Source organism: Candidatus Delongbacteria bacterium (assembly GCA_020634015.1).
GTDB lineage: Bacteria > CAIWAD01 > CAIWAD01 > CAIWAD01 > CAIWAD01 > JACKCN01.
The window spans coordinates 195887-222246 of sequence record JACKCN010000003.1; the positions used below are offsets into that span (position 1 = coordinate 195887).

At 63.3% G+C, this 26360-nt stretch carries 18 protein-coding genes; 10 read left to right on the forward strand and 8 right to left on the reverse strand.

Going from position 1 to position 26360, the window contains the following annotated elements; translation table 11 throughout:
* The first annotated feature begins 8 nt into the window (after window positions 1-8).
* From H6678_07545 to H6678_07590, 10 genes are all read left to right on the forward strand, one after another.
* Window positions 9-1685, forward strand: a complete 1677-nt coding sequence (locus H6678_07545) for an MFS transporter (GenBank protein MCB9473648.1) — start codon at window positions 9-11, stop codon at window positions 1683-1685.
* Window positions 1686-1904: 219 nt separating this feature from the next.
* Window positions 1905-3119, forward strand: coding sequence for an aminotransferase class I/II-fold pyridoxal phosphate-dependent enzyme (locus H6678_07550; GenBank protein ID MCB9473649.1), 1215 nt, complete (start codon window positions 1905-1907; stop codon window positions 3117-3119).
* A gap of 14 nt (window positions 3120-3133) precedes the next feature.
* The gene (gene pckA, locus H6678_07555) at window positions 3134-4783 is read left to right on the forward strand and encodes a phosphoenolpyruvate carboxykinase (ATP) (protein ID MCB9473650.1); all 1650 of its coding nucleotides are present in this window, start codon (window positions 3134-3136) and stop codon (window positions 4781-4783) included.
* 311 nt (window positions 4784-5094) lie between these two features.
* Window positions 5095-8259 carry an AAA family ATPase gene (locus tag H6678_07560; GenBank protein MCB9473651.1) on the forward strand — a complete coding sequence of 1055 codons (3165 nt, stop codon included), beginning with the start codon at window positions 5095-5097 and terminating at the stop codon, window positions 8257-8259.
* Window positions 8260-8281: 22 nt separating this feature from the next.
* Window positions 8282-9181, forward strand: coding sequence for a mechanosensitive ion channel (locus tag H6678_07565; GenBank protein MCB9473652.1), 900 nt, complete (start codon window positions 8282-8284; stop codon window positions 9179-9181).
* Between the two features lie 135 nt (window positions 9182-9316).
* Window positions 9317-9685, forward strand: coding sequence for a YbaN family protein (locus H6678_07570; protein ID MCB9473653.1), 369 nt, complete (start codon window positions 9317-9319; stop codon window positions 9683-9685).
* Window positions 9686-10007: 322 nt separating this feature from the next.
* Window positions 10008-11507: a B12-binding domain-containing radical SAM protein gene (locus H6678_07575; GenBank protein ID MCB9473654.1), complete on the forward strand. Its 1500-nt coding sequence runs from the start codon at window positions 10008-10010 to the stop codon at window positions 11505-11507.
* Between the two features lie 105 nt (window positions 11508-11612).
* Window positions 11613-13403: an AGE family epimerase/isomerase gene (locus tag H6678_07580; GenBank protein MCB9473655.1), complete on the forward strand. Its 1791-nt coding sequence runs from the start codon at window positions 11613-11615 to the stop codon at window positions 13401-13403.
* Window positions 13404-13594: 191 nt separating this feature from the next.
* On the forward strand, window positions 13595-15601 hold the full coding sequence (locus H6678_07585; GenBank protein MCB9473656.1) for a hypothetical protein: 2007 nt from the start codon (window positions 13595-13597) through the stop codon (window positions 15599-15601).
* A 319-nt stretch (window positions 15602-15920) separates the two neighbouring features.
* Window positions 15921-17591, forward strand: coding sequence for a hypothetical protein (locus H6678_07590; GenBank protein MCB9473657.1), 1671 nt, complete (start codon window positions 15921-15923; stop codon window positions 17589-17591).
* Window positions 17592-17773: 182 nt separating this feature from the next.
* Here H6678_07590 and H6678_07595 read toward each other — a convergent pair whose 3' ends face one another.
* The 8 genes from H6678_07595 to H6678_07630 all read right to left on the reverse strand — a co-directional run bounded on the left by H6678_07595 (window position 17774) and on the right by H6678_07630 (window position 26203).
* The gene (locus H6678_07595; protein MCB9473658.1) at window positions 17774-18661 is read right to left on the reverse strand and encodes a hypothetical protein; all 888 of its coding nucleotides are present in this window, start codon (window positions 18659-18661) and stop codon (window positions 17774-17776) included.
* A gap of 14 nt (window positions 18662-18675) precedes the next feature.
* Window positions 18676-19215, reverse strand: coding sequence for a cysteine hydrolase (locus H6678_07600; GenBank protein MCB9473659.1), 540 nt, complete (start codon window positions 19213-19215; stop codon window positions 18676-18678).
* 54 nt (window positions 19216-19269) lie between these two features.
* Entirely contained in the window at window positions 19270-20265 is a 996-nt protein-coding gene (locus H6678_07605) for an NAD-dependent epimerase/dehydratase family protein (protein MCB9473660.1), read from the reverse strand.
* A 70-nt stretch (window positions 20266-20335) separates the two neighbouring features.
* On the reverse strand, window positions 20336-22117 hold the full coding sequence (locus H6678_07610; GenBank protein MCB9473661.1) for a multicopper oxidase domain-containing protein: 1782 nt from the start codon (window positions 22115-22117) through the stop codon (window positions 20336-20338).
* A 74-nt stretch (window positions 22118-22191) separates the two neighbouring features.
* Window positions 22192-22563, reverse strand: a complete 372-nt coding sequence (locus tag H6678_07615; protein MCB9473662.1) for an ASCH domain-containing protein — start codon at window positions 22561-22563, stop codon at window positions 22192-22194.
* Between the two features lies 1 nt (window position 22564).
* Entirely contained in the window at window positions 22565-22909 is a 345-nt protein-coding gene (locus H6678_07620; protein ID MCB9473663.1) for a helix-hairpin-helix domain-containing protein, read from the reverse strand.
* A gap of 41 nt (window positions 22910-22950) precedes the next feature.
* Entirely contained in the window at window positions 22951-23277 is a 327-nt protein-coding gene (locus tag H6678_07625; GenBank protein ID MCB9473664.1) for a M48 family metallopeptidase, read from the reverse strand.
* A 4-nt stretch (window positions 23278-23281) separates the two neighbouring features.
* On the reverse strand, window positions 23282-26203 hold the full coding sequence (locus H6678_07630; protein MCB9473665.1) for an HsdR family type I site-specific deoxyribonuclease: 2922 nt from the start codon (window positions 26201-26203) through the stop codon (window positions 23282-23284).
* Window positions 26204-26360 lie beyond the last annotated feature (157 nt).

Sequence of the window (26360 nt, forward strand, 5' to 3'; positions counted from 1 at the left end):
GAGAGCTCATGAGCGATTCACAGTCCGCACAGGGGACCGCCGTTCCAGGCGGACAACAAGCATCCGACAATCACGACCCCCTCGATCCGGAGAAAGCCCGCGGACTCAGGGCCCTGAAACGGGTATTCGCTCTCGAGTACGTGCTGCAGGGCCTGGCCAATCCCTTTCAGGGCATCACCTATCAGCCCTTCTTCCGGCACTTCACGGTGGACTATGGATTGAGTCCGGCGGCCACCCAGCTGTATTTCTCCCAGTCCTACCTGGCCTGGAGCTTCAAGCCGATCATTGGTTTCCTGATTGACGCCTGGGGTCGCACACGCGTGATCCTGCTCAGCCTGCTGACCATGGCCGTGGCCGGTTATCTGCTGACTCCCCTGGTGGACCTGAGCGCCCAGCTCTTCTTCTATTTCATGTTCCTGCTCTCTGTGGTGCTGGCCGCCACCGATGTGGCCGTGGACCGTGCCACCGTGGTGGCCGGCGAGGAAGAAGCCCAGGCCACCGGCCGCAGCCGCGCCTCGACCGTGGGTCTCAACCAGGCCATCTGCTGGACCGCGATCTACGGCACCGGGATTCTGGCCGCCGTGTCCGGTGGCTGGATCGCCGACCACGTGCAGTTCCACTGGCTGATGCTCGGGCTGGCGATCGTGCCCCTGGCCGTGCTCGCCGCGGTGTGGTTCCTGCCCAGAGACAAGGCGGTGCCGATTCCCCTGGGCCATTCGATCAACAACTTCTGGGAAGGGCTGAACACAGGGCCCGTGCTGTGGATCATCGTGTTCTATTTTCTCTTCCACTTCCAGCCGGCCATGGGTGCGCTCTGGACCAATTACCTGCTGGACTCCCTGCACTTCACGCAGACCGAAGCGGGCATCGGCGACGGGGCCAGCAATCTGGGGCTGTTCCTGGGTGTCATCATCTTCGCCTGGCTGGGTGTGCGCTGGCAGGACCGGATGGGGCTCAAGAACCTGTTCAAGATCTACATCCTGCTCAGCATCGTGATCAACCTGACCCAGTATCTGGTGGTGGACCCCTGGTTCAGCCGGATCACGGGCGGCCTGCATACCATGCTGCCCTTCCTGCCGGAAAGCAGCGTGCGCCTGGGCTACATGTGTGTCTACAATTTCGTGCTGGCCACGGTGACCGGCCTGATCCGGATGAGTACCTTCAGCCTGGTGGGTGCGGTGATCCCGGTTGCCGCGGCGGGCAGTCTTTTCGCCGGATTCATGAGCGTGGCCAATCTGGCCTATTCCTTCTCCTATTCCAGCGGCGCCTGGCTGTACGACAACGGGTTGGCGCTGGGTTTCATGCGTGTGATCCAGGAAAGTGTCTTTGACCTTCCGGCCCGATCAGGAGCCCCCCTGTCGATCCAGATGCTGATTCTGATCGGCTCGCTGGCCTACCTGCTCAGTTTCTTCGCGGCGCACATGTTGCCCGACCTGAAACGCACGGTCAGCGGACACGTGGAGGACGCCGGGGACATCGGAGCCGCACAGCACCGCCAGCTCGATGCCAACCTGCGCACCGTGGTGAATTCGCTGTCGCTGCTGTCCGGGCTGGCCGGCTTCCTCTGGGGCTGGAAACTGCTTGGTCTCAATCCCATTTCCGCAGCCCTGATGAGTTTCTTCCTGATCACCTTCCTGCGCAAGCTGGTGCTCGACTCGGCCTGGAAACGCGCCCGGAACGCCTGAAACGACTCGACGGACATGCGATGATCACAAGGCGCGGGGCTTGCCCCGCGCCTTCGCTTTTTCGGTCAATCCGGGGAGATTCCTCGCCCGCAGCCGCCAACCTTCTTCCTGGAGATGCTGCGGCGTCCCGCGGCATGATCATTGTCATGATTGTCCGCTCCCGATTGCCATTCCTTGGGCCTTCGTTCTTCAGTCCAACCCCACAACAATGGAACGGCCATGAGCATCAGTCAACTGGCGCGGAGCATTTCAGCTCCCCCGACCCTGGTCATGAATGAGAAAGCGCGCGTGCTGCGGGAAGCCGGCCAGCCCCTGATCAACCTCAGTTCGGGCGAACCCATGAGCAAGACGCCCATCGACGCCGTGCGCGCGGCGTCGGCCCAGCTGGTGTCCGCCGACATCCGCTACACCCCCACCGACGGGACTCCCGCGCTCAAGCGTGCGATCCTGCGCTACACCGAGGACAACTACGGCCTGGTGCTGGCCCCCGAGAACGTGGTGGTCAGCGCGGGTGCCAAGCAGAGTCTGGCCGGGATCCTGGCCACCCTGCTGGATCCCCAGGACGAAGTGGTGATTCTGGCCCCCTACTGGGTCAGCTATCCCGAGCTGGTGAAGATGTATTACGCCAAGCCGGTGATCGTGCATCCCGAGGACGGGCGCTTTCACCCGCGCATGCAGGAAATCATGGCCAGCGTCACGGGTTACACCAAGGCGCTGATCGTGAACAGCCCCAACAATCCCTCGGGGGCCGTCTACTCGGCGGAATTCATTCAGGAGCTGGTGGAGTTCTGCGAGAAGATGGGCATCTGGCTGATCGTGGACGACATCTACCACAAGCTGGTCTTCGACGGACATCCCTGGACGCCCGCCAACCGTTTCGCGAAGAAGAGCTTCGACGACGGTCGCATGATCATCGTGAACGGTGTGTCCAAGCTCTACGGCATGACCGGTTTCCGCATCGGCTGGAGCCTGCTGCCGCGCAAGGTCCAGGACGTGATGGTGAACGTGCAGGCCCAGACCGCGAGCTGCGCCTCGGCCCTCTCGCAGGCGGGAGCCGTGGGAGCTCTCAACGGTCTGCAGGGGTCCATCGAGAACCTGCGTCTCAGCCTGCAGAACACCTCGCGTGTGATGAACCGCGAGCTGCAGGCCTTCAAGAATGTGATCCTGCAGGAACCGGAAGGCACGTTCTATTGCCTGGCGGACTTCAGCGCCTACGAGAAGGATTCGGTGAAACTGGCCGAACTCCTGCTGGACAAGGTGATGGTGGTCACGGTCCCCGGCGTGAGCTTCGGTGCCGAAGGGCATCTGCGGCTTTCGACCTGTGGCACGGTGAAACAGATCATGGAAGGAATCGCACGCATCAAGTGGGTGCTGGATCCCGATTCCCCCAACGAGATCTTCATCGGCGACCGCAAGCTCGTGCGCAACTGGTAACCAGGAACACTCCCATGATCAACTATCTGAAAATCAGCAGCCCGGCCGCGGCGATCGCCCGGGAACTCAAGAGCGATTACGGCCTGGTGAATCACGGCCTTGCCAACCTGGGTACCGTCTACTGGAACCTGCCCGAGCCCGCCCTCTACGAGGAAATCCTCTTCCGTCGTGAGGGGCGCATCAGTCAGGAAGGCCCGATCGTGGTCAACACGGGCACCCATACCGCGCGTGCGGCCAACGACAAGTTCGTGGTGCTGGAAGCCTCCTCGGACCCCGAGGTCTGGTGGGGCCAGTACAATCGGCCCTTCTCAAGCCAGAAGTTCAGTGAGGTGCTCAACCGCCTGCAGGCTTTCATGCAGGAGCGGGATCTCTTTGTCCAGGATGGCTGGGGCGGGGCCGATCCGCAGTACCGCCTGCCGATCCGCGTGATCACCGAGTACGCCTGGCACAGCCTCTTCGCGCGCAACATGTTCATTCCACTTGACGGTGCCGACGAGTACCGGCGCCACGTGCCGGACTTCACCATCATCAGCATGCCCAGTTTCAAGGCCATTCCCGAGCTGGACGGCACGCGCAGTGACACCTTCATCCTGCTTTCCTTCGACCACCGCCTGGCCATCATCGGCGGCACCGGTTACGGGGGCGAGATCAAGAAGAGTGTGTTCACCGTGCTCAACTACCTGCTGCCCCGCGAAGGCGTGATGACCATGCACTGCTCGGCCAATGTGGACGAAGCCGGTGACACGGCCCTGTTCTTCGGCCTCTCGGGCACCGGCAAGACCACCCTTTCGGCCGATCCGCGGCGGCGCCTGATCGGCGACGACGAGCACGGCTGGAGTGACGAGGGTGTCTTCAACTTCGAGAACGGCTGTTACGCCAAGGTGATCAACCTGTCCGCGGAAGCCGAGCCGGAGATCCACGCCTGCACGCATCGTTTCGGCACGATCCTCGAGAACGTGGTGCACGACCCCGTGACCCGCCGTCTGGATCTGGATGACGACACGCGCACCGAGAACACGCGCGCCTCCTACCCGCTCTCCTTCATCGGCAATGCGGTGCCCGAGAAACGCGCGGGCCACCCGAAGAACATCATCATGCTCACCTGCGACGCCAGCGGCGTGATGCCCCCGATCGCGAAACTGAGCACCGAGCAGGCGCTGTACCACTTCATCAGCGGTTACACGGCCAAGGTTTCCGGCACCGAGCTGGACATGGGCCTGGAGCCCGAAATCACCTTCAGCGCCTGTTTCGGCGCCCCCTTCATGGTGCACAAGCCCGAATACTACGCCGAGCTGCTGCGCCGCAAGATCGAGCGCTACGGAGTGCAGTGCTGGCTGGTGAATACCGGCTGGGTGGGCGGGGCCTACGGCGTGGGCAAGCGCATCTCGATCCGTCACACGCGCGCCCTGCTGGACGCAGCCCTCGACGGTCGGCTGAACGAGGTCGAATATCGCCGCGATCCACTCTTTGGCTTCCAGGTGCCGCTGAGCTGCCCCAATGTGCCCGAGAGCGTGCTGGTGCCCGAGAGCTCCTGGGCCGACAAGGCGGCCTACCGGCTGAAGTACCGCCAGCTGGGCAGCCTCTTCGTCGAGAACTTCCGCAAGTTCGCCGCCGACTGCCCCCCCGACGTGGTGGCCGCCGGTCCGCTGCTGAATCAGTTCTGAGGACACTGCAGAACCTTACCTGGCACACTGATCATGACACGCGCGGCTTCGGCCGCGCGTTCTCTTGGGCGGTACCGGTCATGCCGTGTGGGATAGGTTTCGCATTGGCACGCCCCGAGACGCGCATCCAGGCCCGATCACATCCATCTGCCCGGCCGCCCCATGTCGGGCAGCTTTGGGGACTGCCGTCATCAATGCCCCTGCATTGCCATCTTGAACGCCACTTGCACGGGCCCATTCAAACCCCTCGTCCCAGTCTGGCGTGACCGCTGTCAGGGCCGTTCTGACATTGCGAACCGGGAGACCGCAGCATGATCCAGCAACTTCTCCGACATGGACTCTGGCTCAGTTGTCTGGTGTGGGTGACGAGTGCGTTCGGCCAGTCACCGGCCGATGCATCGGCCCCGGCGGAGTCCCTGGCGCACTCGGGACCGGCGGACGTGGTCGTCAGTCCGGCGGACAGCAGTGCCATGCGTGTCTTCGTGGACACGACGGATGTCCAGATCCTCCATGCCACCTCGCAGCGGATCCGTGATCTGCTGGGGGATACGCTGCAGGCCGAAGTCATTCCGGCCGACCTGTTCGACCTGCCGCTGGACGACGACGCGGCGATCCGGGTGGAAGTCGAGCGTCTCGGTGCCGTGCTCGGGGAACAAGGGCCTGTGCCGGGCGGGCGTCCGGCGACACACGCGCGCGATGGCGAAACCCATTCTCAACAAGGTGACACGTCGGACTCCCTGCAGGCCGGGGCCGATTCTCTGCTGCTTGCGGCGCGCCTGGGTCTGGATCGCGCCCGTCTGGATTTCTATTCGCTGCCCAAAGCACGGCGCGACAGCCTGGTGCAGAAGCAGACCCAGCGCTGGCGTGAGACGGCGGGAGCCCGCCAGGCAGCCGAACTGGATCAGGCCGAAAAGCGCCAGCGTGATGCATTGGCCGAGCGCCAGCGCAGCATCGAAGAAGCGGCCCACGCCCGCACCGAGGCCGAGCGCCTGATCAATGAAGAACAGGCGCGCCTGCTGGGCATCCAGGCCGAACAGGCAAGCGTGAGCGCCGACATGCTGCGGGCTCGCCAGGCACTGGCTCTGGGCGGCGAACTCAGCCTCTCGTATCACCGGCGGATCCGTGAGTTGCAGGATGCGGGCCAGATTGCCGATTCGGCCGATGGTCTGTACGACGAACTGCGCCAGCACCTGCGGACGTCGCGTGACCAGTTGGCCCGTGCCATTTCCATGGTCGCAGCGCCCAGTGTGGTTCCCACCGCTGGCGAGGATCCACTGGGCAGCCTGATGTCCGGCGTGGATCGCACGGCCATTGATCGCATCCGTCTGGAAATCGACGCCACCAGCGTGCAGTTGCGCCTGCGTGAGCGGCGCCTGCGTCTGGATCAGGCCGGCCAACTGTACGATGACGTGCGCGCCCTGAATGCCGACCGCCTGAAACTGCTGGGCTTCCTCAGTTCCGAGCGCCGGGGCCGGATCATCCACTTCGGCGCGGACGGCCTGGACCAGGCTCTCGCCGAAGTTCGCCAGGTCAGCCTGGTGCTGAGCTACCATCTGATGGTCAGCCGCAACTGGATCACGACTCTGGGCAGTTCCAGCTCGACTCTGGGTTGGTCGGCGGTCACTTTCGGCATGGTGTTGCTGAAGTGGATCTTCACCCTTGGGCTGTTTCTCTGGTGGCGCAAGCGCGGGGATGAGTTGCTGCAGCAGTGGCGCGAGCGGATCCGCGAGGAGGATCGGCGCCAGCGGGCGGTGTTGCCCAGCCGCCTGATCATCGTGCTGGACTCGCTGCGCCAGATCCGTGGACCGCTGGACTGGTTGTTGCTGGTGATCCTGCTGGTCTGGGCCCTGCCCACCGAGACGGCGGCGCAACTTGAAGTGCGTCTGTTGGCCACGGTTCTCTTCTGGGCCTTCGGCGGAGCTCTGGCCGTGGATGTGATCAACACCATCGCCAGTCATCAGGAACAGACCCGTCCGCTGGGCGCGCTTTCGCCCCATGGAACACTGCGCCTGCGTTCGCTGCGTCTGGTGGGACGCACGGTGGTGGTCTTCGGACTGATCCTGGTGCTCAGCATCCAGCTGGTGGGACGTGGGACCATTTACAACTGGGTCTTCTCGATCTGCTGGTTCGCGGCGATTCCCGTGGCGCTGGTGATCCTGCGCTGGTGGCGCGTGGTGATTCTGGAACGCATCGACGCCAACCGCAAGAAACGCCCGCTCGAGCGCTGGGTGTTGCAGAACCGCAGCGGCTGGAAAAGTTTCCCCGCCGTGGCCGCGGGAGGTGTCTACCTGTTCACGCGCGGTGCGCTGCGCATCCTGCGCAACCGGGTCAGTCGCTTCAATCTGACTCGCCGCACCCTGGCCTGGCTTTTCCGGCGCGGCATGGATCGTCTGGCCGACGAGAAGTCCGGACTGCAATTCGCCGAGCTGCCGGCGAGCGTCTTCAGCATCATGGGGCCCGAGCATCAGTCCGCGAACGATGTCAGTGGCGAAGGGGATGCCCAGGTCCAGCGTGTGCTGGAACGGATCCGGCGCACGGGCGGGGGAGTCTTCGCCGTGGTGGGCGAACGCGGTGGTGGCAAGTCCGCCGTGTTGCACCGGGTGCAGGAGCTGCATCCCGACACACTCCTGCTGGATTGTCCCGTGACCGGTCCCGAAGGGCTGCGCCAGGCCTTTGCGTCTCGCCTGGCCCTGGACGCGAACAGCACGCTGGAAACCTGTGCGGCCGCCCTGAACCAACCGGAACGGGATCCGGCTCTGCTGATCGACAACGCGCACCTGCTGATCCAGCCCATGATGGGCGGTCTGACCCAGTTCGATCACATCGTGGACGTGGCCCGCCACAACAGCACCCAGTGCGCCTGGTTCTTTGCCATGGACGAAGTGATCTGGCGCTTTCTGGTGCGTGCGCGTGGCTCCCGTCCGCTCTTCGATGATGTGATCATGCTCGGTTCCTGGCGCGAAGAGGACATTTCCAATCTGCTTGTCACACGCAGCAGGGAGGCGGGCATCGAGCCGGACTTCGAGCACATGCTGGAGCCGCTGCCCACCGATGCCGACGAGTACGATCGTGAAGAAGCCCTCGCCCGTGCATCCGCGGGCTACTATCGCCTGCTCTGGGATTACTCCTCGGGCAACCCGGGAGTCGCCCTGCACATGTGGCGGCGTTCGCTGGGCGTTGGCGAGGATGGCCGGGTGTTCGTGAAACTCTTCCAGGCCCCGGACACCCGGGAACTGGAACAGCTGCCCGATCCGGCGGTCTTCGTGCTGCGGGCCGTGATCCAGATGGAACCCGTGCGCGTCGAGGATGTGGTGCGCGCGACGATGCTTGGGCTGTCCCAGGTCGAGAATGCGTTGCGTTACGGGCTGGCGCGCGGGTACTTCCTGCGGGAAGGCGAGCGCTACCGGGTGTCCTGGGCCTGGTTCCGGGCGATCACCCGATTCCTCCAGCGACGTCACCTGCTGGCCAGTCATTGAAGCTCCGGGAGGAGACCCCCTCATGAACCGTCGTTGGCCCACACGCATCGGTATCACACTGCTGATCGCCCTGCCGCTGGTTGCCACCGCCCAGACGCAGGATGCACCGGATCTGGGGCAGCTGGCGAACTTCATCCGCTGGGGCGGCGTGACCCTGTCCATTCTGGTGCTGATGGGAGCAGCCATCCTGCGCCGCATCGTGGGCGACCTGGCCGAGCGGCTCAGCCGCAGCTTCACCAACCGGCGTCCCACGATCCAGAAAGTGGAGTCGGCCACCAGTTTCCTGATCTACATCGTGGCGGCCGCGCTCTGTGTGAGTCTGAGCATCAGGCTGGACAAGACGGCCATGACCGTGATCGGAGGCGCGCTGGCCTTTGCCGTGGGCTTCGCGATGCGCGATCTGGTGGCGGCCTTCATCGCGGGCATCACCATCATGTTCGACCGGCCCTTCCAGGTGGGTGACCGCATTTCCTATGCCGGCGAGTATGGCGATGTGGTCAAGATCGGCCTGCGCAGCGTGCAGATGAATACGCTGGATCACAACATCGTGACCATTCCCAACAACAAGATCCTGACCGATGTCACGGCCAGCGGCAACTATGGCGCGCTGGAGATGCAGGTGCCCATGAACTTCTGGATCGGCATCGGCCAGGACAACGAGCGCGCCTGCGAGATCATCCGCGAGGCCTGTCTCACCAGTTCCTATGTGCATCTGGACAAGGATGTGCCCGTGATGGCGCGCCAGGTCATCCTGGACAGTTATGTGGCCCTGCAGCTGACGGCGCGGCCCTATGTCTTCGACTGCCGCTACGAGAAGGCTTTCGAGACCGATGTGCAGTTCCGCGTGATGAAGGCTTTCGCCGAGCAGGGCATTCAGCCTCCGGCGATCCTGCACCGCACGCTGGGCCAGACCCGGACCTGAGTCACAGTTCCCGGGCTCTGAGTACATTTCTGCCGGCACTGACTCACACCAGCAACCTTCCGATGCCAACGATGGGACCTGGGCCACCGCCGTGATTTCTGCGTGGAGGAGACGCACCTGGTACGCAATCCACTCATTCGCGGGCTGCTGATCGCAGCCGGTATCCTGTCCGTGGCCCTGGGCCTGATCGGAGTGGTGGTGCCCGTGCTGCCCACCACGCCCTTTCTGCTGCTGGCGGCCGCCTGTTTCGTGCGCAGCAGTCCGCGCCTGCATCACTGGTTGCTGCACAACCGCTTCTTCGGCGAAGTGCTGCGGCGTTACCGGGCGGGAGAAGGACTCTCGCTGGCGCACAAGGTGGTCTCGCTCTCGCTGTTGTGGGTCATGCTGGCTGTGTCCATCGTCCGGCACATTCCACCCCACATGTTCTGGGTGAAGCTCCTGCTGCTGGGCATCGGTGTGGCGGTCACTCAGCATCTGCTGCGTCTGCCCACGCGCAAGTCCTGAGGCTGGGCACCGCAGTACGCCAGCCCGCACTCTCCATCCCCCGGATATCTTTGCCCGCCGAGGCTCGCCCCTGGGATCCCGCTGCCCGCCCACAGCTTGGAAATCCGGCCTCTCCTCGTGTCCCGCAACTGGAACGGCGCCCTGAGATGATCCTGCCGGCAGCAGGCAGTGCTTGCGGCGCTGACGCGGGAGCGGGAGCTTGTGTGTCACCCACGGCCTGCAGCCGATTCCCCTTCCCGGGACCTCGTGGCGTGGACCACCGGTCGGGCCATCCGATCCGCCGCGAACCGTTCGCGGCAGGAGTGGCCCCGGGAGAGCCGCCATGCGTTGTCTGCTGATCAATCCGGAATTTCCCGACACCTTCTGGAGCTTCCGTCACGCCATTTCCTTCACCCGACGCAAGACGGCCCTGCCGCCCCTCGGTCTGCTGACCATGGCGGCGCTGCTGCCTGCCCAGTGGCCCATGCGATTGGTGGACCTGAACATCCGACCTCTCTCGGAGGCCGATCTGGCCTGGGCCGAGCTCGTGTTCATCGGTGCCATGAGCGTACAGCGTGATTCAGCCCTGCATGCCATCGAGCGCTGCAAGACGGCCGGACTGCGAGTGGTGGGCGGCGGACCGCTCTTCACCATGGAGCCGGAACTCTTTCCCGCGGTGGATCATCTGGTGCTGGGAGAAGCCGAGCTGAGTCTGGCTCCCTTCCTGGCGGACCTGGAGGCCGGAACCGCCCGGCGCATGTATCACCCGACGGGCTTCGCCGATCTGGAGCACTCACCGCTTCCGCTCTGGGAACTGGCCGAGCTGGATGGCTACATGACCGCCTCGATCCAGAGTTCGCGCGGCTGTCCCTTCGACTGTGATTTCTGCAACGTGACCAGCCTGCTGGGGCGCAAGCCGCGCCAGAAGACCACGGCCCAGGTGCTGGCCGAACTGGACCGGCTCTGGGACCTGGGCTGGCGCAAGGGTGTGTTCTTCGTGGATGACAACTTCATCGGCAACCGGCCGCGCATCCTGCGGGACCTGCTGCCCGCGCTGGTCGACTGGCGGATGAACGGGCCTTCAGGACAACCACGCAAGGGCATGCCCTTCAATACCCAGGTCTCGATCAATCTGGCCGATGACGCCACGCTGATGGCCCTGATGGCCGCCGCGGGCTTCGACACGGTGTTCATCGGGCTGGAAACACCCGAGGACGACGCCCTTGCCGAATGCGGCAAGCGCCAGAACACGGGCCGCGACATGGTGGCCGACACCCAGCGCATCCAGCGGGCGGGCATGCAGGTTCAGGGCGGATTCATCGTGGGCTTCGACAACGACAGTCCCGGTGTGTTCCAGCGCCAGATCGACCTGATCCAGCGCTCGGGCATCGTCACGGCCATGGTCGGGCTGCTGCAGGCCCCTCCGGGCACAAGGCTGCACGCGCGCATGCGGGCGGCTGGGCGCATCCTCAGCGAGGACTACGGCAACAATGTGGACGGGCGCACCAACATCCTGCCGCTGACGGCATCGGACTCCCTGCGCGACAACTACCGCGCGCTGATGCTGCACCTGTACAAACCGAAAGTGTATTACGCGCGCGTGCGTACCTTCCTCAGGGAAATGAAACGCCCCAGCGTGCGCGCCCCGCTGGATCTGGATCGCGGCACCGCCTTCCTGCGCAGCCTCTGGCGACTGGGCGTGCTGGGACGCGAACGCTTCCACTTCTGGCGGCTGCTGCGCTGGACCCTCTTCCACCGCCCGCGCTCGATGCAGCTGGCCGTGACGCTGGCGATCTACGGCCATCACTTCCGCCGGGTCTGCGACACCCATCTCCGGGCCTGAGCAACGTGAGCCTTGCGATTCCCGCATCCATTTCCTGATGAGTCGCCCGGGGACGCGGCACTTCCTATGTTGGGGCTGTCCCGCACATTCAGCTCCGGAGTCCTCATGCCTGTCTTCCTGCGCACCCTGCTGGCCCTCCTGCTTCTGGCGGGAAGTGCACCAGCCCAGTTCCTCAGTGACCATCTGGCCCATCCCGAGCGCAACATCTCCTATGTGGACAGTTGCGCGCGTTTCTGGATGCCCACCTGGGACCCGGTCCAGGGCGGCTTCTACACCAACATCGATCGTACGGGACAGGTGATCAGTGCCTGGGGGCGCAACAAGAACCTGCTGACCCAGACCCGCAACGCCTACGGACTGGTGCGGGCCTTCCAGCTCACGGGTGAACAGAGCTACCTGGATCGCGCTCACGAGGCGCTGGTCTGGATGCTGGCACACGCCTGGGACACCGCCAACGGCGGAGGCTGGGTCAGTTCGCTGGGCGAGAACGGCCTGCCCACCTCGCCCAACGACAGCCGCAGCGCCTTTGACGCGCACTACGCCTTGCTGGGGCTGGCGGCCTATGTGGAGGCGACGGGAGACCCCGAGATGCTGGCGGCCCTGCTGGCGGGCATCGAGCACCTGGAAGCGCATTTCTGGGACGATCGACCCGGACTGGAAGGCTACTGGGATCACACCAACAGCAGCAACGGCAATCCGGGCGGCAAGAGCTTCAACGCCACCGTGGACGCGGTGACGACCCATGTGCTGCTGATGGACCTGATGACCGGCGAGCCCCAGTACCGCCAGCGCCTGCAGACCCTTGCCGGGCAGATGGTGTCACATCTGGTGGCGTCGATGCCCGCGCAGGCCATCGGCTTCGTCGAGGAATACAACCCCGACTGGCAGCCCGACAACGGCGAGACCATGACCATCATGGGCCATGTGCTGAAGACCGCCTGGTGTCTGGGCCGCACCTACCGGCTGGATGGCAATCCGCAATGGCTTGATGCGTCCCATACTCTCTTCGATAACGTCTGGGATCTGGGCTACGACCATGAATATGGTGGCCCGTACAAGGACTTCAACCGTGTCACGGGCCAGATGCTGATGTGGAGCAATCCGGACACGGCCAAGGCCTGGTGGCAGATGGAGCAGGCCGTGGTGGCCGGACTGATGCTGAATGGCCTGTCCGAGGACGAACGCCAGCTGCAGATGGCCGACGAGACCCTGGTGTTCTTCATGGACCATTTCGTCGACCCCGTCTACGGCGAGATCTACGAGAACCGCACCATCCGGGGCAATGAGACATGGGGCCTGAACAAGGGCGGCGGCGGCAAGGCGGGTTATCATTCCATCGAGACGGGCTACTACGCCTACCTCTACGGCAAGCTGCTGCTGCACGGCGACCCGGCCACGCTGCGCTACCGCTTCGTGTCGGCGGAACTGGAGCGCAACATCCGGCTGACACCGATCGCCATCGAAGAGGGAGAGCTGCAGATCGCCCAGATCCTGCACGAAGGCGAGCCGTGGACGGACTTCGATCCGCTGGAACGCACCCTGCACATTCCCGCGGGCAATGGGGGCGAGTTCGAGGTCGTCTTCCAGCGCGCGGGAACCGGACTGCCGGCCCCCGACGGCCGCGGACTTCCCGGCGCGATCACGCTCTCGGCGGGCCAGCCCAATCCCTTCAACCCGAGCACGCGCCTGAGTTTCACCCTGGCCCATGCAGGCCAGGCTCGCCTGTGCGTCTACAACCTGGCGGGCCAGCGGGTGGCAACCCTGCTCGAGGGCCCCACCGCCGCGGGATCCCACGAGCTGCGCTTCGACGCGGGCCATCTGCCCTCGGGACTCTACTTCGTCAGTCTGGAAGCCCTGGGCCAGTGCCGCACGCGCAAGCTCAGCCTGGTGCGCTGAGCGGGGCCATCGCGCCTGCCCGGATCCTTGTTCGCAGTGTTCAATTCTGGGCGAGCATCCGCGAACTCACCATCGACATGTTGACGAATCCTTCACGGACGTGACGGGATTCTCGACCCGGGCCGCTTCGGGCGGGCGGCCCGGATTTTGCTTTGGCGAGGTGTTTTCCCCCATCATCCATGAGGACATCCATGCGCACACTGCTTGCCCCATCGCTGGTCACCCTGCTGCTTGCCGGAGCGGGACGGACCGCGGATCTGCCCATGTCGACCGATTCTGCCATGCACCAGCCGAGACCGAACCAGACACTCAATGGCGATGCGGACCAGCGTCCCGCCAACGACAGCCCGCGCGACAACCGCACTCTGTGCGACAACGCGGTGGTGCTGTCCTGCAACGAGGTGTTCAATGGCTCGTCGGCCCTGTCCCAGAACGGCGACACCTGGTCCAACTACTGTTTCAGCGGCGACACGGGCCCCGAGGTCATCCACGTCCTCGAGCACGGTGGCGGCCCGCTGACCCTGACATTGAACAGCGGCGACTCCAGCCAGCTGGACCTGATCCTGCTGGGCGGCTGTGATGAGGCCGATTGTCTGGCCATGCCCTGGCTGGTGGGCAGCAGCGAGAGCATTTCCGGCAGTTACCCTGCGGGCACGTATCACGTGGTCGTTGACGCCTATGGCTGGGATGGCCAGCCCTTCACCTACACCCTGGAAACCAGCTGCCTGGGCAATGTGGACCTCTGCGCCAACGCCATTCCCCTGCTCTGCGGCAGCACGGTGGTGGGCTCCAGCGACGATTCGCAGAACGGCAATGCCTGGAGCAGCTACTGTTTCAGCGGCGACAGCGGCCCCGAAGTGATCTACTCGCTGGAGCACCCGGGCGGACCGCTGAATCTGCAGCTCAGTTCCACCGACAGCGAACAGCTGGACCTGATTCTGCTGGGCAGCTGCGACAGCCAGGACTGCCTGGCCATGCCCTGGCTGGTGGGCAGCGACGAGACCATTTCCGGCGACTATCCCGCGGGCACGTATCACGTGGTCGTGGATGCCTACGGCTGGAATGGGCAGCCCTTCACCTTCGAGCTGAGCGCCATCTGCCCGGGCGAGGCCGACTACTGCGCCAGCGCGATTCCCCTGGGCTGCGATGAGCTGGCTTTCGGCAACTCGGAGCAATCGCAGAACGGCAATCTCTGGGGCGAGTACTGCTTCAGCGGCGAGAGCGCTCCGGAAGTGATTTACGTGCTCAATCACCCGGGCGGCCTGCTGGACCTCAGTCTCAGTTCCGAGGACAGCAACCAGCTGGACCTGATCCTGCTGGGCAGCTGCGACCCGGCCGACTGTCTGGCCATGCCCTGGCTGATCGGCAGCAGCGAGAGCATTTCGGGCGTCTATCCGGCGGGCGAGTACTACGTGGTCGTGGACGCCTTCAACTGGAACGGGCTGCCCTTCAGCTTCGCCCTGCGCTCCGGCCCTTGCATCGATGGGCTGGAGTGTCACCACGGCAGCAGTTCGCTGCTGCTGAGCCTGCCCGACATCAATGGCATCGCGCTGGAGTATTACCAGCTCTTCGTGCCTGCGACCGCCGGTGTGCTGGGCCAGGTGACCCTCAACCTGAACACCAGTGCATTTCCGGATCACGCGGGCGTGCTGAGCCTGAGCGTGCTGCACGCCGACGGTCTGGGGCAACCCACCCTGCTGCAGGGGCAACTGGACGTGGACACCGATCTGCTGCTTGACGGCTACAACGATTTTGACATGAGCGGTCTCGGGTACGCCGTGACGCCCGGCCAGGATTTCAGCATCGGGCTGAGCTTCACCGGAGATGGCCCCGCCGACCGGATCGGCTTTTATGCCGGCGAACCCGGTGGCTACGACGGATTCAGTTCGTTCTACGATGGCGTGAGCTACGATTCCTGGTGGGCCAATGGCGGTGAGCTGTACGACGAGCTGAATCTGTGCATGCTCGTGTTCACCGCGCCCTGTCCGCCCAGGCCCATGTCGGTGGAGCCCAGTGGCAGCGACATCATGCTCAGCTGGACGCCCGACAGTGGCCAGATCCGCATCGAAGCCTCCCTGGATGCCTATGCGGGCTTCCTGCCCCTGGCCACCGTGGACGCCAGCCTGGGCAGCTGGACCGACGCCAACGCTTTGGGAGCGCCTCATCGTTTCTACCGGATCGTGCATATCTGCAACTGATCGCTCATGACACAGGATTCTGATGAAAGGGCACCCCGCGGGGTGCCCTTCTGTCTTTCACGGATCGCGCACTCCGGAATTTCGTTGCACCCGGCCTGACCGGGGTGTATCATGGTGCAGCTTCCGCCGCAACAGGAAGCAGGTACACGATACCAGTGCGGAGGTGAGCATGCTCCCTGTCGATTTTCTGAAGAACGTGATCCGCAACGCATGTCGAGACGCGGCTGCGCCTTGCGTTCGCACGGCCCGGCATGTCCTGGCGATTCTCCTGCTGCTGTCGATCCTTCCTGCACATGCCGCCACGCGACAGGCACATCGGATGGGCACCGGTTCGGGCTATCTGGACAATCAGGATGCCGTGGAGATCGGGCGTGAGCAGCAACTGGCGGATTCGCTGGGCGACTGGTTCCATGGAGGATGTTCGTGGCGAAAGGTGCAGAAGCATTCCCGCGGCGAGCCGATGGACTGGACGCGCACGGATGCATGGGTCGACAGTGTGCGCGCGCATGGCAGGAGCATTCTGCTGGGACTGTATGGCACACCCTCCTGGGCGCGACCGGTTGAGTTTCAGGTGCGGGATCCGGAACAGGACAATGATCCGTCCCGATACGCCGCTGCTCCCTCCCGCTCACATCTGCAGGACTGGGCACACTTCTGCGCACGGGCTGCGGCCCGCTATTCGGCGCGAGGCGTGCATCACTACGAGATCTGGAATGAGCCCAATGCCCAGGGCTTCTTCACCACCAATGATTCGTCCGCGCACTATCCCGAATTGCTGCGGATCGCCGCGGACTCGATTCGCAGCGTGGATCCAGACGCCTTCATCGTGACGGGCGGAATGCAACCCATCCCCTGGAGTCGCATCGATTCGACCATGACCCTGTTGGGGGATTCCATTTACGTTCGCACCTCGTTCAAGGATTCCAGTCTGAGCTCACGGGACTGGTTGCTGCGTCTGTACGACTGGAGCCGGGATCCCGTGCTGAATCCTGAAGGCCACGATATCCGCGAGTCCTTCGATGCGGTGGCCTACCACCCCTACGCCTTCTTCGACTGGCGCAGTGGACCCGCCCACTGGCATGAGTATGGGCCACTGGCCGACTATCCAGTGACGGCAGATGGTTTCGGGCCTCATTCCAGACAGTCCCTGTTTCTGTATACGAAAAACCTCCACAACATCATGCGGGCCAATCAGGACGGTGCCAAGCAGATCTGGGGCAGTGAATTCGGTCTGCCGACCGGTGCGCTGAAGTACCGGAACATTCCGGAAAACTGGCCCGACCCGGCGCTTTACGACTCGACCTTCGGTGCCACAATCTGGTTCTCCAATCCAGCCATGGAAACCTTGCAGGCCGCCTGGGTGAATGACTACATGTCACAGTGGCTGGCCTGGGATTTCACGGGTCCTTTGATCTGGTTCAGCATCCGGGACCGGGTCCCGGGAAAAGTCTGGAACAAACCCTGGATGCGCTATTCCGGGGGGTACGACTGGTACGGCTTCGCGCGCAATCTGGACTGGTCACTCAAACCGGCGTACACCGAGCTGCGCAACTGGGCCACGGGGCGGGCAAAGTATCACATCGGAGAAGGCCCGGAGTTCGATCATCAGCGCTGGTCAACCCCGCTGGCCACGCTCATTCGGGCCAGCGCCGCCCACCAGGACACGGTGCGGATCTGGTTTCATGAAAGAGATTCAGCCTGCGACACGGTGGACTTCAGCCAGCTTGATTTCAGTACGCTGGATGCGCGGTCGCCGTTCTGCTGTCTCGAGTTGAGGGGAGCGGGGCCGGAGCGCAAGGATGGGGGCAACGATGGCCAGGATTGTGTCCGCTTGCGGGTCCGGGGAAATCTGGATCTGGAGGGGCGCTTCGATCTGGTGCTGTCCGATCTGTGTGTCGAACAGGATGGCCCCGGGCGACTGTCGGCGTTCATTGCACCGCGCACGGTCGTGATCGACCGCTGCCGTTTCGTACCGCTCTCCGAGCCGTGATCCGCAGCATGCAGAACGAACGGAACCTGCTCCTTGCCGCCATGAAGCGAACTGTCGTGGGTGGCGCTTGACCTGCCCGGAAGGCACGATGCAGAATCCTGCCTGAACCGCTTGCCGGCTCCGGCGCGGCAAGCCGCAGCGCTCACCGGATGGCGATCACCGCGTTGCCGACTCCCACGGGATCAGAGCTGCAGGAGGCGCGGCAATCCACTGCTGGCCAGGGCATTGCGACCCCATGTCAGACTCACTCCGGGCACGCTCTGGTCCTGGCGCGTATTCCGGACCAGCACGAAAATCGACAGCTCCAGGCGGGATGCGGGAGACCAGTGACCCAGCAGGGCTCCCATCGGGCCACTCTGGAAGGCATGCTGCAGCTCACTGGCCAGATGATGATGGCGCACGACGCCCGCGCCGACTTCCAATCGCCAACCTGTGGCAGGCATCCAGTCGCCGTGAGCCAACAGGCTTGCACGGTGGAATCCGGCTCCACTCTCGCAATGCGCCGCCAGAATTCCGGCCCGGGAGCCTGCACCTTTCAGCGCAATCCAGTCCAGCCGTTGTGTGAACAGGCCGCCCCAGTGTCTGTGCGTGGGATACTCAAGATCCAGCAGGGCGTTGCCACTGAGTCCGTGGTAGCCATTCTGCAGTGATTGGCCGCCCAGGTCGCCTCGAGCCGCGAGACCCAGCCCCATGGTCCAGGCCAGAGATTGGCTGTGCCACAGGGAGTTCTCGAGCTGAACGAATCCCAGATCCGTGCGGGTGCCCGAGAGTCGGTCGGTGAGGCAGTGCAGCGCCAGCCCCAGTTCAAGGGAGCGCTGCGGCGGCCCCCAGGCATGCCAGGCCGCCAGGGAAAAGGTCAGATGGTCATCCTGGGCCCGCCCGTGCCCTTCGCGCAGAAAGCGCAGCAGATCCACCGTGTCCTCGCGAAAGGTCAGCCCGGTCTGAGCCCCCGCGCCGTGGCAGGGCCGTGCCGGGCCCAGCACGAGACACGCGGCAAGCAGGAGACAGCCTGCCGCCTGAAGAAAGCGCCAGAACCGTGCGGGAGCCTCAATGGAACAGGCGTGGGGCATCGGGGGTCCGGAACTCAGTCGCTGATCCTCAGGTCCTCGCTGCACACCAGGCTCACACGGGGGCCGAAACTGTCCAGGCCGGCCAGGGTGGCGTTGTGGTGAGCCACGATCTGACCCGCGCTGAGCACGCCGTTGTCCATGGTGGTGTGGGCGTCGGAGACCAGCACCACCGGGTAGCCATGGGCCAGTGCCGCGCGCACGGTGGAATCCACACAGTATTCACTTTGCAGGCCGCAGATGATCAGCCGCTGGATGCCAGCCGCGTCCAGACCCTTCTTGAGGTCGGTCCCGTGGAACGAATCGGGGGTGGTCTTGCGCACGCGCGCGTCCCCGGGCAATGGCTGCAGGCGGCTGTCCAGCTGCCAACCCGGACTGCCCCAGCGCAGCAGCTCGTGATCCTCTTCGTGCTGGATCCAGAACACGGGCACACCAGCGGCGCGTGCCCTGACCGTCAGAGTGTTGATGCGCGATGTCAGCACTTCGGCGTCATGCACGGAATACTCTCCCGTGCAGAGTGCTTGCTGGACATCGATCACAAGGAGTGCGGTTTTCATCGGGCCTCCCCAGATTTCATTGTGTTCCAGTCTGTTGTCCATTCCGGGCCCGGGTCATGCCGACCTGGCGCGCCGGATCAACTCCGCCTCGCGCTCCGGGTCGAGGGCCAGCTGGATCCGGGCACCTTGCTGGATGGAGGCACGCACACGTGCGATGGTATCTGCCAGCGGTGTGATCCGCAGCCCCAGGCTCCGTGCTTTGGCGTTGGAGACATCCATCAGGCCGCTGTATGGCTGGCCATCGGCTCTGTACAGTGGCAGCAGCTGAAAGTTCAGGCCCGCTTCATCGAGCATGCCCCATGGCACCCAGACCGGATCCGGCACGCCCAGCATGGACATGAATTCCGTCCAGCGCACGCGTTCGCCCGCCAGGTTGAAGGCACCCGGTAGGTTGTGTTCCAGAACCGTGCCGACGAACCGGGCCACATCCTCCACATCGATCAACTGCAGCCAGTCCTGCCCGGCACCGGGCGCGAGCATCGGGCCGGGCAGCAGAGCGCGCTGCACCCAGTGACCCAGTCTGGACCAAGGGTCCGCGGGCCCCGCGACCACCTGGGGACGCAGGATCGTGGCCCGCGCGCCGAATGTCTCACGCACGATGCGCTCGCAGGTGGCCTTGAGACGCCCATAGTTGCCACCGGCCAGATCGGTCTCGGTTTCCGGGGCCTCGGGGGTCAGGGGTGTGCTCTCGTCCACCGGTCCGCTGGACAGGGGGCCATAGGCCGCCGCCGAACTGATGAACAGGTAGCGCTCGACCCTCCCGGCCAGGGCCCGGGAGGACGCTCGCACCTGGATCGCGGTGTAGCCCGACAGATCCACGCAGACATCCCAGGTGCGTGTGCCGAGGGCCGCGATGCCGGCTGGCCCCGCATCGCGATCGCCGTGCAGGCGTTCGACTTCGGCGGGCAGGTCGCCGTCCCGTGCGCCTCGAGTCAGGATGGTGAGCGTGCAAGCCCTGGCCAGCAGCGCTTGCACCACGGCCGACCCGATGAACCCGGTGCCGCCCAGGATCAGGATCCGTTCGCCGCAGAGGCCTGTGGTGCTCGCCATCAAGATCTCCGTTCCTGCATCAGTTCCATGCCGCCTTCACATCCACCTGATGCGAAGGTTCGACCGCCGCTCACTTGCACAGCAGGACTTTCTGCTGCAGCAGCTCCGAGTCACCCTGGAGGCGCACGATGTATACGCCGGAGGCCAGAGTGGAGCCGTCCAGCCGAAAACTGTGCTCGCCCGTGCCCATCAGCCCCTCGTGGAGCCTGGCGACTTCCTGGCCGAGCAGATTGAAGATGCCCAGACTGGCGTGTTGTGCGTGGCTCACGACCACGCCCAGCACCGTGTCGGGATTGAACGGGTTGGGGAAGGCTGGCTGCAGGATCAGAGAACCAGGGAGTCCCGCCTGCGGAGCAAGCGAGGCGCTCGGATCGATCACCAGAAACTGGCCCATCATGCCGGCGTCCTCGTGGATCAGCATGTGGCAGTGATACATGTATGGTACCGTGCTGCTGGCATGGTCAAGAAACTGGGTGATGAACCGCACGGTCTGCATGGGCGGCACCAGAATCACATCCTTGCGCCCGCTCAGTGCGGGCAGGGGAGGCGCACCGTTCAGATCCAACACGTAGAACTGGACATCGTGGATATGGAATGGATGGGCGATCGGCGACTGGTTGGTGATCGACCAGATTTCGGTGGCCCCCAGCATGATCGTCTCGTTGATCATGCCCATGTCGAACTCGCTGCCATTGATCAGGAAGTGACCATTGAGCGCGTTGGGACCCGGAGTCATGGGAGTCAGCAGGAACTGCCGGAGCGTGTCGGCCTGGCTTTCTGGCAGGGGAGTCTGCGGCACCAGTTCCCCGGGAATGGTCAGCACCGGATTCTCGCTCTGCGCGCCGATGTTGAAGCGCATGACCTGAAAGTCGGTGCCGTTCATCGGATTCGGGTTGTATCCGGTCAGTACCTGCTGGGGCATCATTCCCGGCTGAAGGGCGCCGTATACGCCATTCGGCAGTTCCGAGGCATAGCTCATCAGAGCGAGGGAACCCGTGTAGTTGGCGAAGTTCACCAGAATCTCCGCACGCTCGCCCGGGGAAAGCTGCAACCGGGTCAATGCCAGTGGCGAGCCCAGCAGGCCGCCATCGGAGGCGATCATCTGGAAGTTGCTGTTGTCTTCCAGCCCAAGGTTGAAGGTGCGCATCGAGGAGCCGTTCAGCAGGCGCAGGCGGACCACCTGGCCCGGCACGGCAAGTTCCGCGTTGACGGTGGCATTCACCATCAGCACCGAGTCGGCATTCGAAGGCACGATGATCTGCCCGGTCTCATCGACGGTCTTGGTCTGGATCGCCAGAGGGAAGTCATCAACGCCGTAGGTGCGCGGCAGGTCCAGCGCGGCCTCTTCGGCGTCGCGCACGATCACGAAACCGGCGATGCCCCGCGAGGCGTGCAGATTTGTGTTCTCGTGCAGGTGCGGGTGATACCAATAGGTTCCGGCCTTGTCCAGCACCGTGAACTGCGGGTTCCAGGTCGCCCCGGGCACGATCACGGTATGGGGACCGCCGTCATTCTCGGGTGACACATGCATGCCGTGCCAGTGGATGGTAGTGGTCGTGCCCAGTTGATTCTCAAGGAACAGGCTCACGTCCTCGCCCTGTTCCATGATCAGAGTCGGTCCCAGGACTGGCCCGTTCACCCCCATGGTGGCCGAATCGGTGCCCGGACGGAACTGCCAGCTGCCGGTCTGCAGGGTCAGCTGATAGGTTGGGCCTTCAAGGGTCGGCGGCAGCAGGATGGTGGCCCCGGCAGGACCTGTCCAGCCCGCCAGGGTCGCCAGGGCGATCACGCCAAGAATTCGTTGGCGCAGGAACGCGCAGGCAGGTTGAACAGGCAAGGAACAGATATCCACGCAGTCTCCAATCAGGTGATTCAATGAGTGTGTGGGGGCGTGCTCAGGCAAGAATGGGCGAGTTGTCGCCGGTTTCAGTCATCTCCAGGAGTCACTTTGCTCGCTGGATCAATCTCGTACAACTTGCGCTTCGCCGGAACTGTTGCCTGGGGCTCCAGCACTCGCACATTCTCCAGCACCCAGGCCCAGTAGCCCGGCTGCCAGCCGCTGGAACAGGCTGCCTGCACCTCGTCCGGGCGCCAGGGATGCACGGCCACCACGTCCACGAGCGCCACGGCCCGTCCCTCCGGGTCTTCGGGCTGGTCCTCCGAGAGGAACAGTGAGTTCTCCACGATCAGCAGGTCGTGCAATGGCAAGACTGGAGGTTGCCACGAACGCACTTCCAGCGTCTTCTCGCCACGCGCAATCCGTGTGCCATTGGGCGCGACGATGGAAAGGGCGATCATCTCACGAATCCTTCGACACGTGTGCGGAATGCTCTGGCGATCCGGCAGGCGAATTCCTCCGCGCAGCCAGCGTTTTCTTGCGCTCCTCCGTGAAGTCCCACCAGGGACGCGGCTCATGGCCACTCATGAAGCGCGTGACCGAGATGAACACATCCAGCACGCAGGGATCCTGGCGGCAGGCGGTCATTTTGCACAACTGCTCATACATGACCCAGGGATCGCGCCCCACCAGATCGGTGGGTTCCTGAATGCCCAGCAGACGCAGATCAGCCGCGCTGGCCGGGCCGATGTTGGGCAGGTCGACAAGTCGTCTGGTTCTTGAGCGGATGACTTTGGTGGGGTTCATGGGGAGTGACTGCATTTTGATCCAAGCGCGTGACCGCTCGATCATGGGTTCGATTGACTGTGCATAACGTGCTTCAATTCTGCTTCGTACACCTCGTACTCGCCCAGATGGGCTCGCATGAAGACCTTCCAGAGCTTGCCGTGGTTGGGCGTGCGCAAATGGAGCAGCTCGTGAACAATGACATAGTCCTGCAGCTTGGAGTTCAGGTGCAGCAGATCGGTGCTGAAATTCAGATGGCCTTTGGTCGAACACGAAGCCCACTTGGCGCGCATCGGGCGTACGGCAAGGCGGACGATTTTCACATCCAGTGCCGTTTCCCACTGGCGTACGCGGGCCTTGAAAGTGAGTACGCGGTCTGCCTGCGTCATGGGATCAAATCCGCCCGGCCTTGTCCAACAGCGAGAACAGCTCTTCCACGACATCGGCCACCTGCTGCAGGTCGTCCAGTTCGGCGGCTATCGCAAAAGTGACTTTCTGACGTAACTCTCGCAGGGTGGCTTCGCTTTTCTTCCAGTTGGGCAGGTCCACGAAGGCGGCCTTGATTCGCCCGCTGACCGATTCCGCATTGCCGACCCCTTTGTCCAGCAAGGTCCTGTAAACGAAATAGGTCAGGCCATCAAAGCCTTTGGCTGCCTGCTCCTTCTTGCGGAGTTCGTTGGCTTCCACGGCCTCAAGCAAGGTGGCCAGGGCTTCACTTGTGGAAGTCTGCCGCTCTTCGAAACTCTGCTGGACGGCCAGGGCTCGTTCCGCCATCGCGATCAGAAACGGATCGTCGCTTTCCTCTTCGGCCGTCTTCTGGATGCTGCGGATCAGGTTGATGACTTTCGTGCCTTCGCCGCCACGGGTTGACTTGATGAGTTCGATCGTATCCTCGTCGATCCGGATCCGGCCGCTGGGATCCGCGAGTCCATAGGTGCCCACCTGTTCCTGGATCAAACTGCCCGTCTTGCGTTGGAACTCCCGGTCCACATAGACTGTCTTTGCAAAAGCCTTGCGCACCACGTGGTACATCGCTGCCAGTGATGTATAGGAATCGATGAACGGCCGCAAGAAGGCATCCGGTGAGATGATTTCGTAAAGCATCTCGAGTTCCTTGAACTCCTTGAAGAATACCTTGCGCCGGTCGGCATCACGAAAATGCTCGATCAGAGTTTCCACATCCTTGTCATTGAAGTTCTGTTCAATCAGGGCGAGATACGCCGGTGCCGATTGTTCCATCCTGGATTTGAACAATTCCTTGAGCAGCTTCAGATCCTTGACGATGGCGTTCACTTCGTCGCTGTCGAAGGCCAGCGCCTTTGACAGCTTGTCAAAGATGCCCACGAAATCCAGCACGAAACCGTGTGGCTTCACCATTTCCTGTGCTTCGTTCTCGTACGGGCGGTTCACCCGGGCAATGGCCTGCAGCAGAGTGTGGTCACGCATCGGCTTGTCCAGATACATCGCGTACAGCACGGGTGCATCGAAGCCCGTCAGCAGTTTCTCGGTGACGATGAGAATCTTCGGCTGCTGGTCCAGCTTGCCAAAGCTCTTGCGGATCTGGCGTTCACGCTTGCTCTCAAGATGGAACTCCTTCAGCAGGGCCGAATCGTTGTTGTTGTCCGTGTACACCACCTCCGAGTAATCGGGCGGCAGAAACTGGTCCAGCGCATGTTTGTACATCGCACAGGCTTCGCGGTCCACACCTACCAGAAAGCCTTTGTAACCCAGCGGCTCCACGGTTTCCCGGTAGTGACTGGCGACGAACTGTGCCACCTGCTGGATACGCTGTGCCCCTTTGAGGAAGTTTTTCAGGGTCACCGCCCGCTCAAGGATCTTGTTCAGTTCCTCAATGTCGGCCACGCCTTCGGCTTCGGCGAGGGAGAGAAACTCCTTGTCCAGAGTTTCGTGCGGAACGAGCAGTTCGTTGGGGGCGAGCTGGTAGTACAGCGGCAGGGTGGTGCCGTCCTCGATACTGTCCGAGATGGAGTACTTGTGCAGGTAGCCCCGGTCATCTTCGCAGCCGAAGGTCTTGAAGGTACCCTTGCCGTAAACGGTCCTGTCCACCGGCGTTCCCGTGAAGCCGATGTAGGTCGCATTCGGCAGACCGGCCATCAGGAAGTTGCCCAGATCGCCACCAGTGGTACGGTGGGCTTCGTCAATAAGCACGTAGATATTGGTGCGCGTGTTGATATCCGCAGGCATGTCGCGGAATTTGTGCACCATGGTCACGATGATACCGCGGTAGTCATCCCTCAGCAGCTGGTTGAGTCGATCGATGCTGCTGGCGTGCTCCAGATTGCCCATGCCGAGCGCGGCCAGATTCTTCAGCATCTGATCTTCCAGCTCGTTGCGGTCAATCATCAGCAGCACGGTGGGCTTGTCGGCTTCCGGTGCGCGGAAGAGCTTTTCCGCCGCCTTGATTATGGTGAAAGTCTTGCCGCTTCCCTGGGTGTGCCAGACGAGGCCCCGCCTGCGTCCGGGATCGAGGGCCCGACCGACAGTCGCTTCCACGGCGCCGGTCTGGTGCTGGCGCAGGATGTATTTGTTCAGCTCCTCGTCCTTTTCGGCGAAGACGATGTAGTCCTTCAGAAAGGCCAGCACCTGCGGAATGGCACAGAAGCTGCGAACCTTGGCCTCCAGCTTGCCGAGCTCCGTGTCCTTCCAGTTGAAGATGTTCCGCCGCACCGTATTCCAACTTGCACCGTATGAGAAGCCGATCGCGTCGGTGGCGGTGAACAGTTGTTGCGACACGAACAGTTCGGGAGTCTCGCGGTGGTAGCGGCGGATCTGGTCCACCCCCAGGGCAATCGCCTCGTCCTTGCTGGCGTTCTTGCACTCGATCACCAGTACGGGGATGCCATTGATGAGAAAGACCACATCTTCCCGCGTTCCGTAGCGCCCGTTGTGAAAGGCCCACTCCTCGGTCACTTCGTAGACATTGTTCGTTGGCTCGTCGTAGTCGATCAGGTTCAGGTCGCGCTCGCGCTTCTCCTGGTGATCGAAGAACTTGCCGTGGTTTCGCAGGTGCTCGACGAATTCACGGTTTCCGTAAATGTCGGTGTGTAGGCGACGGAACTGTCCGGGCAGAGCACCCGCGGCCTCGGCGTAACACGGGTTGAACTCCCGCACCTTGCTGTCCAGCAGAGCCTCGAAGTAGAGCGAACGGTTCCGGGCTCGGTCGGCAACCGGCGTGTCGGGATCAAACCCGCGCCGCTGCTCAGCTGCGGCACGGGACACAACAGTCCAGCCGATAGCCTCGGCGTAGGCGAGGATCCGGGATTGGACGGTTTTATGTTCTCCGGGTGTGAGCATGAGTTACAGATTCTCGCTCGGCGCTGGTGGAAAGCCCGAGAGTTGGGTCACATGATTCCACGAGCAAATCGGCTTGACTGAGTATTCAGAACTCTCAAAGTCAGCAGGAGGATTTGTGTGCGTCTTCATTCTCTTGGCCATCGTTGAATTTGCGTCT